Source organism: Pseudomonas sp. 478 (genome assembly GCF_003254125.1).
Classification (GTDB): Bacteria; Pseudomonadota; Gammaproteobacteria; order Pseudomonadales; family Pseudomonadaceae; genus Aquipseudomonas.
Genome location: NZ_QKZG01000010.1, coordinates 186,467 through 200,991, shown reverse-complemented (window position 1 = coordinate 200,991; position 14,525 = coordinate 186,467). Strand labels below are relative to the sequence as shown.

The window sequence follows — 14,525 nt, the reverse complement described above, 5'->3', positions numbered from 1 at the left end:
GTTCTATGCCAAACTCAGCGCCTTTCGGGCTTGCCTAACAGGATTTATGCTCCCCTTGTCACCCAGTTTGCTAGCTACCCTCGCCGCCGCCTGCTTATATGCCGCTGCGACCCTCTATCAGGGCACTCGTCTGGCCACCGCTGCCAAGGCGAACAAACGCCTGCTGGTCACGCTCGGCGTGCTCGCCGTGCTGGCTCATAGCGCCAGCCTGTTCACCCACCTGCTGACACCGATTGGCCTTGGACTGGATTTTTTCAGCGCCGCCAGCCTGATCGCCGCTGCAGTGATTACCCTGACGCTGTTGGCCTGCTCGCGGATCCCGGTGGAAAACCTGCTTATATTGCTGTTCCCGCTCGGCGCCGCCACCGTGCTGCTCGCACAGTTCGCCCCCGCCGGCACCGTGCAGATCATCGACGAAGAACCGGGCATCCTCGCCCACATCCTGCTGTCGATCCTTGCCTACGGCATGTTCACCATCGCGGTATTCCAGGCATTGCTGCTGCTGGTTCAAGACCATCAGCTCAAGCACAAACACCCGTCGGGCCTGATCAAGAACTTCCCGCCGCTGCAAACCATGGAAAGCCTGCTGTTCGGTTTCCTCTGGGCCGGCTGGACCCTGCTGTCGCTGTCGTTGATCTCCGGCTGGCTGTTCGTCGACAACCTTTTCGCCCAGCACCTGGTGCACAAAACCTTGCTGGCATGCCTGGCCTGGATCGTCTTCAGCGTGCTGCTATGGGGCCGTAATCGCCTCGGCTGGCGCGGCCACAAGGCCATTCGCTGGACCCTCGCCGGTTTCTGCCTGCTGATGCTGGCTTATTTCGGCAGTAAGCTGGTTCGTGAATACATCCTGCATATCTGACGGGCGGCATTAATGGACGACTTGCCCATAGGGCCGATGCTCGCGGTAGTGGCCCTGCTGATTTTATGGTCGGGGCTGTTTACCGCCATCGAAGCTGCGCAACAGCACTTGCTCCCCCAGCGGACAGCTTCGCGCTCGAGCGACAAGCCGGTGGCAAAACTGAGCTTTTCGCTCAACAGCCTGATCCTCTGCAACACCCTGTGCCGCGCATTGGTCGTGGTCATCAGCACCTTGCTGGCGATTTTCACTTGGGCGGAAAACGGTCCATGGGTGGCCTGCCTGGGGGCTGGCGCCGTGCTTCTGGTGTTCGCCGACTACCTGCCGCGGAGCCTCGCCGTGCGTTATCCGGACGCCGTCCTGGCCCTGGGTAACACCTTGCTGGGCGCGCCACTGAAAATCATCTATCCCGCCGCCTGGTTGCTCAATGGCATAAGCCAGCTGCTGATGCGACCGTTCGCCCGCAAAGTCAAAGTGGTGCAGCAGAGCGAAGACGAGACCCCGAACCATCGGCACGACGATCACGAACACGCCGCCTGCCGCCCACACCCGCTGTCAGGCATCCATGCGCTGGACAACATCACGGTCAACGACATTCTGGTGCCACGCAGTGACGTCGACGGGGTCAATCTGGACGACTCCCTTGAGGAAATCATTGACCAGCTTCGCGCCAACAAACGCACACGCTTGCCGGTTTTCCACAGCGACATCAATCAGGTCGAGGCAGTGCTCAATACCCGGCAGATCCGCCATCTGCTGTCTGACGCCAGCCTGACCCGTGAGGCACTGCTGGCAGCCTGTCACGACCCCTACTTCGTGCCGGAAAGCACTCCGCTGCAACTGCAGCTGTTGAATTTCCACAAACAACAGCGACGCCTGGGCATGGTGGTCGACGAGTATGGCGAAGTGCTCGGTGTCGTGACGCTGGAAGACATCCTCGAAGAAATCGTCGGCGAGTTCGAAAGCCAGCACAGCCTGGATAACCCGCACATCCATCCTCAGGCCGATGGCCGCCTGGTGATCGAAGGGGCGGCGTCGATTCGCGAATTGAACAAGAGCCTGGGCTGGCACTTGCCGAGCGACGGCCCGAAAACCCTCAACGGGTTGGTGACCGAGGCCCTGGAGACGATTCCGGACAGTGCGGTATGCCTGAAGATCGGGCGTTATCGGCTAGAGATTCTGGAGACGGAAGATAATCGGGTCACGCGGGTTTTGATCTGGCATACCAGCTCAGTTCCAGCAGTTATTTGAACCCTGCCCCCAACCTGTGGCGAGGGAGCTTGCTCCCGCCGGCCTGCGAAGCAGGCCAATCACAGACGCTGCATTTATCCTGACAGCACCCATCCAGCCTTTTTGCGGCCGCTGCGCGCCCGAGCGGGAGCAAGCTCCCTCGCCACAGAAGCCATCGGCAACCCTGGCCACTTGTTCGATCGTTAGCCTCCTTCCTATAATCATCCCAGCTTACCCAAGCCCCGCCACACCCCCGTGCTACCCGCACCCCGCATCAAACCCACATCCCTGGGTGTTCGACCATAATAATTCGCTCCACTGGGGCACATGACTGTCAGGGATAACCGCATGACGACCAGCACGACTTATAACGACACCGCGCCTGCGCAGCCGACGAACTCCGCCACCCGCGTGGCGACCGCGAGTTTCATCGGCACGGCCATCGAGTTCTACGACTTCTACGTCTATGCCACTGCCGCTGCGCTGGTGATCGGCCCGGTATTTTTTCCGCAGACCTCCGGCACAGCCCAGATGCTCTCGGCGTTCCTCACCTTCGGCATCGCTTTCCTGGCTCGACCGCTGGGCTCAGCGCTTTTCGGCCACTTTGGTGACCGCATCGGGCGAAAATCGACGCTGGTTGCCTCGTTGCTGCTGATGGGCGTGTGCACCACGCTGATCGGCGTACTACCGGGTTACGACAGCATCGGGGCCTGGGCGCCGATCCTGCTCTGCGTGCTGCGCTTCGGCCAGGGCCTGGGACTCGGCGGCGAATGGGGCGGTGCAGCGCTGCTGGCGACGGAGAATGCGCCGAAGGGCAAACGCGCCTGGTTCGGCATGTTCCCGCAGCTTGGCCCCTCGATCGGATTCCTCGCGGCCAATGGGCTGTTTCTTACGCTGGCCATGACCCTGAACGACGAGCAGTTCCGTTCGTGGGGCTGGCGGATTCCGTTCCTGCTCAGTGCCGTGCTGGTAATGGTGGGTCTGTACGTGCGTCTCAAGCTTCACGAAACCCCGGTGTTTGCCAACGCAATGGCTCGCCAGGAGCGGGTAAAAATCCCGCTGGTCGAGTTGTTCAGCCAATATTGGGCGCCGATGCTGCTGGGTGCCGGATCGATGGTGGTGTGCTACGCGCTGTTCTATATCTCGACGGTGTTTTCGCTGAGCTATGGCGTGTCGACGCTCGGCTACACCCGCGAGACCTTCCTCGCGCTGCTGTGCTTCGCCGTGCTGTTCATGGCCGCCGCGACGCCGCTGTCGGCCTGGGCCAGTGATCGATACGGGCGCAAACCGGTGCTGATCATCGGCGGTGTGCTGGCGATTCTGTCCGGCTTCCTGATGGATCCGCTGCTGACCCAAGGTTCGACCTGGGGCGTGGCGCTGTTCCTGTGCATCGAGCTGTTTCTGATGGGCGTGACGTTTGCGCCGATGGGCGCGCTGCTGCCGGAGCTGTTTCCAACCCGCGTGCGCTATACCGGTGCGTCGGCGGCCTACAACCTGGGCGGCATTGTCGGAGCCTCGGCGGCGCCGTTCTTCGCACAGAAGCTGGTGGCGATGGGTGGTTTGAGTTATGTCGGCGGGTATGTGTCGGGGGCGGCGGTGCTGAGCTTGATTGCTGTGCTGTGCCTGAAGGAAACGCGCAATAACGATCTGAATCGAGTGGCCTGAAGAAAAAGCAAAAGCTTCGCGAGCAAGCCCGCTCCCACATTAGATTTTGGATGTATACAAAATCTGTATTCACACCGGTCAAGTGTGGGAGCGGGCTTGCTCGCGAATGGCGCGACTCGGTTACAGCTCTACAACAACAGCCTGAGAAGCGCGGGTCGCCTTGGCACGAGCGGCTTCGATGGATTCGTCGCGCGCCAACGCCACACCCATCCGACGCTGACCATTCACCTCAGGCTTGCCGAACAGACGCAACGCCGTATCCGGCTCGCTCAACGCAGCGCCCAAATTGGCGAATGCGGTTTGCGTGGACTGCCCTTCCACCAGAATCACCGCCGAAGCCGATGGACCGAACTGACGGATCAATGGAATCGGCAGGCCCAGAATCGCCCGTGCGTGCAGCGCGAACTGCGACAGGTCCTGGGAAATCAACGTCACCAGACCGGTGTCATGTGGACGCGGCGAGACTTCGCTGAACCAGACTTGATCGCCTTTGATGAACAGCTCGACACCAAACAGCCCACGGCCACCCAAGGCTTCAGTGACGGCTTTGGCAACGCGCTCGGATTCGGCCAGGGCAATCGGGCTCATGGCTTGTGGCTGCCAGGATTCCTGATAGTCGCCCTTCTCCTGACGGTGGCCGACTGGCGCGCAGAACGTAGTGCCGCCAACGTGGCGCACGGTCAACAGGGTGATTTCGTAGTCGAAGTCGATAAAGCCTTCGATGATCACGCGGCCTTTACCGGCACGGCCGCCTTCTTGAGCGTAATCCCAAGCGGTTTTCACGTCATCGGCACTGCGCAGCAGGCTCTGGCCTTTGCCCGACGAGCTCATCACCGGTTTAACCACACAGGGAAAACCGAGGTCTTCGACAGCCTTGCTGTAATCCTCGAAGGTGTCGGCGAAGTGGTACGGCGAGGTCGGCAGGTCCAGCTCTTCGGCGGCCAGGCGACGGATGCCTTCACGGTTCATGGTCAACTGCGCGGCGCGAGCGGTCGGGATCACGGTGAAGCCTTCGGCTTCCAGCTCCACGAGGGTCGCGGTGGCAATGGCTTCGATTTCCGGCACGATGAAATGCGGCTTTTCGGCTTCGATCACCGCACGCAGGGCGGCGCCGTCGAGCATGTTGATCACATGGCTGCGATGCGCGACTTGCATGGCCGGCGCGTTGGCGTAGCGATCCACGGCAATCACTTCAACGCCCAGGCGTTGCAGCTCGATCACCACTTCCTTGCCCAACTCGCCACAGCCACACAGCAATACGCGGGTCGCGGTTGGCGACAATGGAGTTCCGATACGGGTCATCTCAGGTCCTCAAGAAGCGGATCATCGAGGGACGCGACGCCTGGCGCGCTTCCCATGGGGAGAAAGCGCGGCATTTTACATGAACCGAGGGGTTTGGCTTTAACCGGGAATCGCGTTCTTGCGCAGACGCCAGGCCATTGCGATCCACACAATGGTCACGCCGGCGAACTTCGAGCCCATGGCGGTGAGGATCACGGCCGGGGTGAACGCATCGATCATGCCGAAGAAGATAAAGGTATCGAGAGGAATGCTCAGGGCTGAACTTATCCACAGGCGGTCGTGCAAGGGACGCTTGGTGACGCTGAACACCAGCCAATCGATGCATTCGGACACCGCAAACGCCGTGGCGCTGGCCAGCGCAATGGAGGGATCGGACGTCACGTAAGACAACACCAGCGCTGCCAGCATCGCCGCGATCGCGCCATGGCCGAAACGGGTTTGCACCATGTCGCGCAAAACGAACACCAAACCTCCCCAGGCTGACCAGATGATGTCCAGGTTTGGGGCGGTGGAAAAGGCGTAGTTGATCAGCACGACGCTGCTGATGTAGGCGATCAGGAAGAGCATGGGCGAGTGGGGAGCCTGTCAATTTGGCGCACAGAGTACTTCAGCCATAAACAAGCACCAAACCCAAACGCGAATCCTGTAGCAGCTGGCGGAGCCTGCGTTCGGCTGCGCAGCAGTCGTGAATCCTGAGTCCGCGGTGTGTCTGAATGACTGCATTGCCTGATTTTGCGACTGCTTCGCAGCCGAACGCAGGCTCCGCCAGCTGCTACAGGTTTGGAGTTTTGCCGATCATCCAGAGAATCCCGCTGGACTTGGCCCGCTCATGACACAACCCCAACACCTTGCGCCGCTCTTCGTTGTCCATCCGGCTCCAGCGCGTGATCTCTTCCACTGTGCGCTGACACCCGGTGCAAATATCGTCCTCGTCCAGCGCGCAGATATTCACGCAAGGCGATCGAACCGGGCGTTCGGGCGCGCTCATTCTTCCTGCTCAACCAGATCGCGGGCATAACGTTGCGAGTTATGCACATAGTGAGCAGCGCTGGCCTCCAGCATTTTCTTCTGCGGCTCGGTCAGTTCGCGCACCACTTTGCCGGGGGAACCCATGACCAGCGAACCGTCTGGAATCTCTTTGCCCTCCCCAATCAGTGAGTTGGCGCCGATGATGCAGTTCTTGCCGATTTTCGCGCCGTTGAGGATCACCGCGTTAATCCCGATCAAACTGTAATCGCCCACCGTGCAGCCATGAAGCATGGCGTTATGGCCAATGGTCACGCCGGTGCCGATGGTCAGCGGGTAACCCATGTCGGTGTGCATCACCGTGCCATCCTGGACGTTGCTGTTCTTGCCGATCAGGATCAGTTCGTTGTCGCCACGCAGCACAGCGTTGAACCAGACGTTGGCGCCCTCTTCCAGCTTGACCTTACCCACCAGCACGGCATTGGGTGCGACCCAGCTCTGCGGATGGGTTTCGACGCGGGCGTCGCCCAGGCGATATTTCATCTTATTGTCCTCAAGGCCAGGCAGGCTCACTTACAGAAAGCGGGGTTCACGCCATACGGGCGATGGCTTCAGGTATTGATAAACGTCTTGGGTGGCTGGTGCAGGCTGATTTTGGCGTCATAGAGCAGGTTGATCAACTCCACGATCATAATCGCCGTCAGGCCCCAGATTTTGTATTCGCCGTAACGATAGCTCGGCACGTACCAACTGCGGCCCTGGTAATCGATTCGATGGGTATGCTCGCGCGGATCCTTGCGGAAGAACTCCAGCGGTACGCTGAAGACTGCGGCAATCTCGGCATCGTTGGCCAGGTACTCAACAAAGTCCGGAATCACACCAACATAGGGTGTGACCTTGATGCCGTGCAGGGAGATCAACGGGCTCAGCGGGCCGATCACTTCGACCAGCCCCGGCGGCAGGCCGATTTCTTCTTCGGCTTCGCGCAGGGCGGTGAAAATAAGGTCCGGGTCTTCAGGGTCGCGTCGCCCGCCGGGAAAGGCGACTTCGCCGCCATGGGTCGAGAGCCCGCTGGCGCGCAGGGTCAGAACCAGTTCCGGCTCGTCGCTGCGGGTAATGGGCACCAGCACAGCGGCTTCGGGGAAACGCTTATCGGTTTCCAGTGTGCTTGGGGTGTGATTGCTTACTCGGTGAAGTAGCTCGTCCAGCATGAGTCTTCTCGATTTGTTCTCTATCTCGCATCATGCACCAATCGAACCGGCCGCCCAACCCCATAACCACTGCATGTCGCTAAACGACAACTTGCCGACAGACACCGCCGCACGCCAAGATAGGCGCAGCATTCAGGAACCCAAGCATGAAATTTTGCAGTCAGTGCGGCAACCCGGTGACCCAGCGCATTCCAGAAGGCGATTCGCGCCTGCGTTTTGTCTGTGACAGCTGTCAGGCGATTCACTACCAGAACCCCAATATCGTCGCCGGTTGCGTGGCGACCTGGGGCTCCAAGGTCTTGCTGTGCCGACGCGCCATCGAGCCTCGGCTCGGTTATTGGACCCTGCCCGCCGGTTTCATGGAAAACGGGGAAACCATCGAACAGGCGGCCATTCGCGAGACGGCCGAAGAAGCCTGCGCGCGGGTGCGTAACCTGACCATCTATACGTTGATCGACGTGCCGCACATCAGTCAGGTGCATGTGTTCTTCCGCGCCGAGCTGGTGGACCTGGACTTTGCCGCCGGCCCCGAGAGCCTGGAAGTGGCGCTTTTCGACGAAGCCGACATCCCGTGGTCCGAGTTGGCTTTCCGCACAGTGGGCCGTACCTTAGAATGCTTCTTTGCTGACCGGCAGACCGAGGTCTACCCCGTGCGGTCCGAGTCGATCCCGCCACTTGCTCAGCCTGCCAATACATAAAGCTCCTGGCTCTAAAATCACCTATAACTTAATAGTCGCGACACCTTTTAGGGATATCGTTTCAATGCGCTGGTTGCTTGCCCTGTTTTGCTTGGCGTTCGTCGCTGTCTCCCAGGCTTCCGTTGCGGAAACGCTGGACGGCAAAGTCATCGAAAAAGTTCTGGTGCTTAAGTCCGCTCACCAATTGCAATTGATCAATGACGGCAAGCCGATCAAGACCTATCGCATCTCATTGGGAAAAAGACCCATCGGCCCGAAACTCATGGAAGGCGACAAACGCACGCCAGAAGGTTTTTACTGGCTGGACTGGCGCAAGGTCAGTGACCGTTTCAATCTGGCGATGCACATCTCCTACCCGAACATCAGTGACTCCGTACGCTCCCGGCGTGAAGGCGTCGAACCCGGTGGCATGATCATGATCCACGGCACCCCGGACACTGAAGAAAACCCCGAAGACCTTTTCCACACGCTGGACTGGACCGACGGCTGCATTGCCATGCGCAACATGGACATGCGCGAGGTTTGGGGTTTGGTGCCGGACGGCACGATGATCGAAATCCGCCCGTAATCTCAAGCTTCCCGGACGGATGAAAGACTTTTCCAGACTGGTGATGGGCTTCAGTGGCGAGGGGATTTATCCCCGTTGCGCTGCGAAGCAGCGCTGAAACCTGCAATTGCATTGTGTCAGGCCCACCGCGCCGCCTGAGTTTGCGACTGCTTCGCAGCCGAACGGGGCGGTGCGGCGTTCCGATAAATCCCCTCACCACAAGGGATCGAGTGGGCTCCAACATTATGTTCTGGCCGCTACCTTCGGTCGGCATCAACAAATAAACTCAAAAGATCGCAGCCTGCGGCAGCGCCTACCGGGTGAATACCAATTCCCTGTGTAAGAGCTGCCGCAAGCTGCGATCTTTGCGCTCAAAACCCCCACCGCTAATACCACTTAAAACCAGCAACCCTATTGCCCATCAATAAGGGCCGGCTTTCCCGCGCCAACAGCAAAGTGGTCTCATTGACATGGTATTTAAGTGGTATTAGGTTTCACCCCACCACCGGGCGACAACAATCCTATATCCGCATCGGACCAAACCTACATGAATGACCTCCAGGCCCTACGCCCTGACGACACTCAGCCCACGCCGTTGTACCTGCAACTGGCGCGCAATCTGGAAGCGGCGATCCATGCCGGCCAGTGGAAAGCCGAACAGGCCATGCCGTCGGAGCGCAACCTCAGCGAGCTGCTGGGCATCTCCCGCGTCACCGCACGCAAGGCGCTGGAAGTTCTGTTCGAACAAGGCCTGATTCGCCGCAACCAGGGTTCCGGCACCTTCATCACCCCGCGCCTGGAACAACCGCTGTCGCGCCTCTCGGGTTTCAGCGAGATGCTGCGCCTGAAAGGCTTCGTCCCCGGCTCGCAATGGCTGGAGCGTGAAATCACTCCGCCGACCCACGAAGAACTGATTCGCCTGGGCCTCTCGCCGAACGATAAGGTCGCCCGGCTCAAGCGCCTGCGTAAAGCCGACGACACGGTGATGGCAATCGAGATGAGCACCCTGCCCGCCTCGATCATTCCCAAGCCGCAAGCGGTGGGCGACTCCCTGTACGAATACCTCGACGGCATCGGCAAGCCGATCGTCCGCGCCCTGCAGCACATTCAGGCGATCAACGCCTCGGACGAATTCGCCGCCCTGGTGGGCATCGCCCCCGGCACCGCCATGCTGCTGATGACCCGGGTCGGTTACCTGGAAGACAACACGCCGATCGAAGTCACCGACACCTATTGCCGCAACGACTACTACGACTTTGTCGCCGAGCTTCGTCGATAAAGAGCTTCGCCGCCAAGACTGAGAACCGATCATGTCCGAAGACAACATCCTCACCGCCCACGGCTGGGTTCGCGGCCGGCTGATTCACGAACACGGCAAGGTCGTGTCGATCGAAGGCCAACCGTGCGATCCGGCCGACAACGACCTGCCTTACCTGCTGCCGGGTTTCATCGACCTGCACGTTCATGGCGGCGGCGGCAAAGACATCATGGAAGGTGCACCAGCCTTCGAGACCATTACCAAAACCCACGTGCGTTTCGGCACAACCTCGCTGCTGGCGACCACCATGACCGCGCCGCCTGCGGAAATTTCCAGCGTGCTCAAAGCCGTTGGCGAATATTGCGAACAGCGCCCGAAAGGCAGCGCCCGAGTCCTCGGCGTGCACCTCGAAGGCCCGTACATCAACCCCGGCAAACTCGGCGCGCAACCGAATTTCGCCCACACCGCATTGATGGCCGAAGTAGAAGAATACCTGGCACTGGCGCCAATCCGGGTGATCACCATTGCCCCGGAAATCGCCGGTCACGACGCCTTGATCCGCGACCTCAGCGCTCGCGGTGTGCGCATGCAAATCGGCCACACCCTTGGCAGTTATGAGGAAGGCGTTGCCGCGCTGAATGCCGGCGCCAGCAGCTTCACTCACCTCTACAACGCCATGAGCCCGCTGCATCACCGCGAGCCAGGCATCGTCGGCGCGGCACTGGCTCACGCCCAATACGCCGAGCTGATTCCAGACTTGCTGCACGTGCACCCCGGCGCCATCCGTGTGGCCCTGCGCTCAATCCCGTGTCTGTATTGCGTCACCGATTCGACCGCCGCAGCGGGTATGCCGGACGGTGAGTACAAGCTTGGCAGCCACACCGTGACCAAATGCCTGGGCGGTGTGCGCTTGCCCGACGGCACGCTGGCCGGCAGCACCCTGACCATGGATCAGGCCCTGCGCAATCTGGTGAAAATCGGTTTGCCGATCGCCGAGGCCTCGCAACGTCTTTCGCAATTCCCCGCCGACTACCTCGGCCTCAACGAACGCGGGCGCCTGCAACCCGGCAGCTGGGCCGACTGCGTACGGCTCGATCGCTCACTCACACTGACCGCCGTCATGGTCGAAGGAGAAGACATTGACTTCAAAAATGCTTGAAGAGGCGCTGTCCTCGTTCGAGGCCGTGCAAGCCCAATTGCAGCAACTCGACCCGCAGATGATCGAGATCGCCGGGCGCCTGCGCCGTCAGCCGCCGCAAGTGGTGATGACCGTCGCTCGCGGCAGCTCCGATCATGCCGCCAGTTACTTTGCCTACCTGACCATGCAGCAATTGGGCTTCCCGGTGGCGTCGTTGCCGATGTCGGTGGTGACCATGCTGCAAGCGCCGTTGAAGGTCAGTGGCCAAGTGGCGTTCGCCTTTTCGCAGTCCGGGCAAAGTCCCGATCTGGTGAACAGCATGCGTCTGCTGCGCAAGCGCGGCGCCCTGAGCATCTCGATGATCAACGCCGAGAGCTCGCCGCTGGAGGCCGCGTGTGAGTTCAGCCTGCCGCTGTGCGCCGGCACCGAAAGCAGCGTTGCGGCAACCAAGAGTTTTATCGCCACCCTCAGCGCCAGCGCCCGTCTGATCGCCCATTGGAAAGAGGACACGCAATTGCTGGAGGCCGGCCTAGCCCTGCCGGAAGGTTTGCGCGAAGCGGCGAAACAGGGCTGGAGCCTGGCCATCGATGCCCTGCGTGATTGCCAGCGCCTGATGGTGATCGGCCGTGGCGCCGGTTTCGCCATCGCCCAGGAAGCTGCGTTGAAATTCAAGGAAACCTCGGCGATCCAGGCTGAAGCCTTCAGCAGCGCCGAGGTCCGTCACGGTCCGATGGCGTTGATCGATGAAAATTATCCACTGCTGATCTTCGCCCCGCGCGGTGCCGAGCAGGCCGGCTTGCTGAGCCTCGCCGCCGACATGCGCCAGCGCGGTGCTCGCGTATTGCTGGCCGCACCGGATGACATTGCCGAACGCGACCTCACCCTGACCCGCGCCGAGCACCCGGCCCTCGACCCGATTTTGGCGATCCAGAGTTTCTACGTCATGGCCGCCGGTTTGGCCGTCGCCCGAGGCATGGACCCGGACCAGCCACGGCACTTGAGCAAAGTGACCCGCACCCACTGAACCGATTGGAATCCATCCCTATTTACCGGCGGATGAATACCCCCGTTAATCCGTACAGGGCGAGTTGATCCGAACCGTAGTTTTTACTGATGAGACCGAGCCATGCACAACAATAATAAAGAGCTGACCCTCAGCGCCCCGCTCAGCGGCCCGGTGCTCACGCTCGCCAAAGTTCCTGACCCGGTGTTCGCCAGCGGCGCCATGGGCGACGGGATCGCCATCGATCCGCTGAACGACACTCTCCACGCCCCGTGCGCCGGCGTCGTGGTGCACGTCGCGCGCACCGGCCATGCCGTCACCTTGCGTGCCGACAACGGTGCCGAATTGCTGCTGCACCTGGGCCTCGACACGGTCGAGTTGCAGGGCGAAGGCTTCTCGATGCTGGTCAAGGAAGGCGCGCGGGTCAGCAATGGCCAGCCGCTGTTGCGCTACGACCTGGACAAGGTCGCGCAGCAATGCAAAAGCCTGGTCAGCTTGATGATCCTGACCAACAGCCAGGACTTTCAGGCGCGACCCATCACGCTGAAGTCGGTGAAAGTTGGCGAACCATTGCTGCACATCATTCGTCGGCACGCGTCGGGCGCGCAGGCTGAAGCGGAGCTCTGCGGGGAAGAAATTCATGGCCACATTCGCATCGCCCATCGTGGCGGTTTGCATGCCCGTCCGGCAGCACTGATTCGCCAGACAGCGCAAGGCTTCAAGAGCCAATCGCGGCTGCACTTCGCTGGCAAATCGGCGACCTGCGACAGCTTGATCGGCTTGATGGGTTTGGCAGTCGGCGAACAGGATGAGGTTCAGGTCAGCTGCCAGGGGCCGGACGCCGAAGCTGCGTTGCAAGCGCTGCTGATCGCGTTATCCACAGCGCTGGCCGAAGACAGCCACGCCGCCGCGCCAACACCGATTGCCCGACGCACTCGAGCTGCCGAAGCGGGCGTGTTGCACGGCGTCTGTGCCGCTCCCGGTTTGGTTGGCGGGCCGTTGTTCCGCTTGACCGCCATCAGCCTGCCGGTGGACACCGGCAACCATGATCCCGAGCAACAGCTGCATGTTCTCGATACGGCGCTGACCGTTGTGCGCGGTGAAATCGACCACACGCTGGCCCAAGCAAGGAAACATAAAAACACCGACGAAGAAGCGATCTTCGCCGCGCACCTCGCCCTGCTCGAAGACCCGGCGCTGCTGAACGCAGCAAACACCTCCATCGATCAGGGCATGGCCGCAACCCACGCCTGGAGCCAATCGATCGACGTGCAGTGCGAGGTGCTCCAGCAACTCGGCAGCCCGTTGTTGGCCGAGCGCGCCAATGATCTGCGCGACCTCAAACAACGCGTGCTGCGCGTCCTGCTCGGCGAAGCCTGGCACTACGACGTGCCGGCCGGCGCCATCGTCGCCGCGCATGAACTGACCCCGTCCGATCTGCTGCAACTCAGTCAGCAAGGTGCTGCCGGGTTGTGCATGGCCGAGGGTGGCGCGACTTCCCACGTGGCGATTCTCGCTCGCGGCAAAGGTCTGCCGTGCATGGTCGCGCTGGGTTCTACGCTGCTGGATCAGCAGCAAGGCCAAGCGGTCGTGCTGGATGCCGATGGCGGTCGTCTCGAACTGATGCCAAGTGCCGAACGTTTGGCCGAAGTGCATCAGGCGCAACTCGATCATCAACAGCGTCGCGCCGAACAACAGACTCAGGCTCACACCCCGGCGCTGACGCTCGACGGCTTGCAGATTGAAGTCGCCGCCAATGTGGCCTCCAGCGCTGAAGCGGCTGATGCCTTGGCCAATGGTGCAGACGGCGTCGGCTTGCTGCGTACCGAGTTTCTGTTTGTGGATCGCAACACCGCACCGGACGAAGAGGAACAGCGCACTGCTTATCAAGCCGTGCTCGACGCCATCGGCGACAAGTCGGTGATCATTCGCACCATCGACGTTGGCGGCGACAAACAACTCGACTATTTGCCGCTGCCGGCTGAAGCCAATCCTGTGCTGGGTCTGCGCGGTATTCGCCTGGCTCAGGTCCGTCCGGAAATCCTCGATCAGCAATTGCGCGCATTACTGCATGTCCGCCCGCTGTCGCGTTGCCGGATCCTGCTGCCGATGGTGACTGAAGTCGATGAGTTGCTGCACGTCCGCCAGCGTCTCGACGCGTTGTGCACTGAACTCGGTGTAAGTGAGCGTCCTGAGTTAGGCGTGATGATCGAAGTCCCCGCCGCCGCACTGCTGGCCGAGCAGCTTGCAGAGCATGCGGACTTCCTGTCGATCGGCACCAACGACTTGTCCCAATACACCCTGGCCATGGACCGCGACCACGCCGGCCTCGCTTCGCGGGTAGACGCCATGCACCCGGCGCTGCTGCGGCTGATCGCCCAGACCTGCGCTGGTGCTGCGGTGCATAACCGTTGGGTCGGTGTCTGCGGCGCGCTCGCCTCCGATCCGCTGGCCACTCCGGTGTTGATTGGCCTGGGCGTCAGCGAGTTGTCGGTCAGCCCGGTGCAGATCGGTGAAATCAAAGACCGCGTCCGTCATCTCGACGCCGCCGAATGCCGACGCATCTGCCAGGACCTGCTCAAGTTGAGCTGTGCCGCTGCGGTGCGTCACGCCTGTCACCAGCAATGGCCTCTGAGCTGAACAACAACAGC

Annotated in this window: 14 protein-coding genes; 9 read left to right on the top strand and 5 right to left on the bottom strand. The window is 61.0% G+C overall.

What is annotated here, in order from left to right; all coding sequences use genetic code 11:
• Positions 1-46 precede the first annotated feature (46 nt).
• The 3 genes from DFS28_RS21660 (at position 47) to DFS28_RS21650 (ending at position 3,751) form a co-directional block, all read left to right on the top strand.
• The gene (locus DFS28_RS21660; protein WP_111451376.1) at positions 47-859 is read left to right on the top strand and encodes an inner membrane protein YpjD; all 813 of its coding nucleotides are present in this window, start codon (positions 47-49) and stop codon (positions 857-859) included.
• 12 nt (positions 860-871) lie between these two features.
• Positions 872-2,107, top strand: a complete 1,236-nt coding sequence (locus DFS28_RS21655; protein ID WP_111451375.1) for a transporter associated domain-containing protein — start codon at positions 872-874, stop codon at positions 2,105-2,107.
• Between the two features lie 327 nt (positions 2,108-2,434).
• Positions 2,435-3,751: an MFS transporter gene (locus DFS28_RS21650; protein WP_111451374.1), complete on the top strand. Its 1,317-nt coding sequence runs from the start codon at positions 2,435-2,437 to the stop codon at positions 3,749-3,751.
• Between the two features lie 120 nt (positions 3,752-3,871).
• On the opposite strand, the gene purT is transcribed toward DFS28_RS21650, so the two are convergent.
• The 5 genes from purT to DFS28_RS21625 form a co-directional block, all read right to left on the bottom strand.
• On the bottom strand, positions 3,872-5,053 hold the full coding sequence (gene purT, locus DFS28_RS21645) for a formate-dependent phosphoribosylglycinamide formyltransferase (RefSeq protein ID WP_111451373.1): 1,182 nt from the start codon (positions 5,051-5,053) through the stop codon (positions 3,872-3,874).
• Between the two features lie 99 nt (positions 5,054-5,152).
• The gene (locus DFS28_RS21640; RefSeq protein WP_111451372.1) at positions 5,153-5,620 is read right to left on the bottom strand and encodes a VUT family protein; all 468 of its coding nucleotides are present in this window, start codon (positions 5,618-5,620) and stop codon (positions 5,153-5,155) included.
• Positions 5,621-5,825: 205 nt separating this feature from the next.
• Positions 5,826-6,041, bottom strand: coding sequence for a DUF1289 domain-containing protein (locus DFS28_RS21635; protein ID WP_111451371.1), 216 nt, complete (start codon positions 6,039-6,041; stop codon positions 5,826-5,828).
• Positions 6,038-6,562, bottom strand: coding sequence for a gamma carbonic anhydrase family protein (locus DFS28_RS21630; protein WP_007954617.1), 525 nt, complete (start codon positions 6,560-6,562; stop codon positions 6,038-6,040). Before DFS28_RS21630 ends, DFS28_RS21635 begins: the two co-directional genes overlap by 4 nt.
• A 68-nt stretch (positions 6,563-6,630) precedes the next feature.
• A complete protein-coding gene (locus DFS28_RS21625; protein WP_111451370.1) occupies positions 6,631-7,230 on the bottom strand; it encodes a CoA pyrophosphatase in 600 nt (199 codons plus the stop codon).
• A gap of 146 nt (positions 7,231-7,376) precedes the next feature.
• On the opposite strand from DFS28_RS21625, the gene DFS28_RS21620 reads away from it, so the two are divergent.
• The 6 genes from DFS28_RS21620 to ptsP all read left to right on the top strand — a co-directional run bounded on the left by DFS28_RS21620 (position 7,377) and on the right by ptsP (position 14,514).
• The gene (locus DFS28_RS21620) at positions 7,377-7,928 is read left to right on the top strand and encodes an NUDIX hydrolase (protein WP_111451369.1); all 552 of its coding nucleotides are present in this window, start codon (positions 7,377-7,379) and stop codon (positions 7,926-7,928) included.
• A gap of 64 nt (positions 7,929-7,992) precedes the next feature.
• Complete coding sequence (locus DFS28_RS21615; protein ID WP_111451368.1) at positions 7,993-8,496, top strand: murein L,D-transpeptidase family protein; 504 nt, start codon at positions 7,993-7,995, stop codon at positions 8,494-8,496.
• A gap of 526 nt (positions 8,497-9,022) precedes the next feature.
• The gene (locus DFS28_RS21610) at positions 9,023-9,754 is read left to right on the top strand and encodes a GntR family transcriptional regulator (protein WP_010463034.1); all 732 of its coding nucleotides are present in this window, start codon (positions 9,023-9,025) and stop codon (positions 9,752-9,754) included.
• A gap of 31 nt (positions 9,755-9,785) precedes the next feature.
• Positions 9,786-10,892 (top strand): N-acetylglucosamine-6-phosphate deacetylase, encoded by a 1,107-nt coding sequence (gene nagA, locus DFS28_RS21605; protein ID WP_111451367.1) that lies wholly within the window; start codon positions 9,786-9,788, stop codon positions 10,890-10,892.
• Positions 10,873-11,895, top strand: a complete 1,023-nt coding sequence (locus tag DFS28_RS21600; RefSeq protein ID WP_111451366.1) for an SIS domain-containing protein — start codon at positions 10,873-10,875, stop codon at positions 11,893-11,895. Before nagA ends, DFS28_RS21600 begins: the two co-directional genes overlap by 20 nt.
• A 102-nt stretch (positions 11,896-11,997) precedes the next feature.
• Positions 11,998-14,514, top strand: a complete 2,517-nt coding sequence (gene ptsP, locus DFS28_RS21595; RefSeq protein ID WP_111451365.1) for a phosphoenolpyruvate--protein phosphotransferase — start codon at positions 11,998-12,000, stop codon at positions 14,512-14,514.
• The last annotated feature ends 11 nt before the right edge of the window (positions 14,515-14,525 follow it).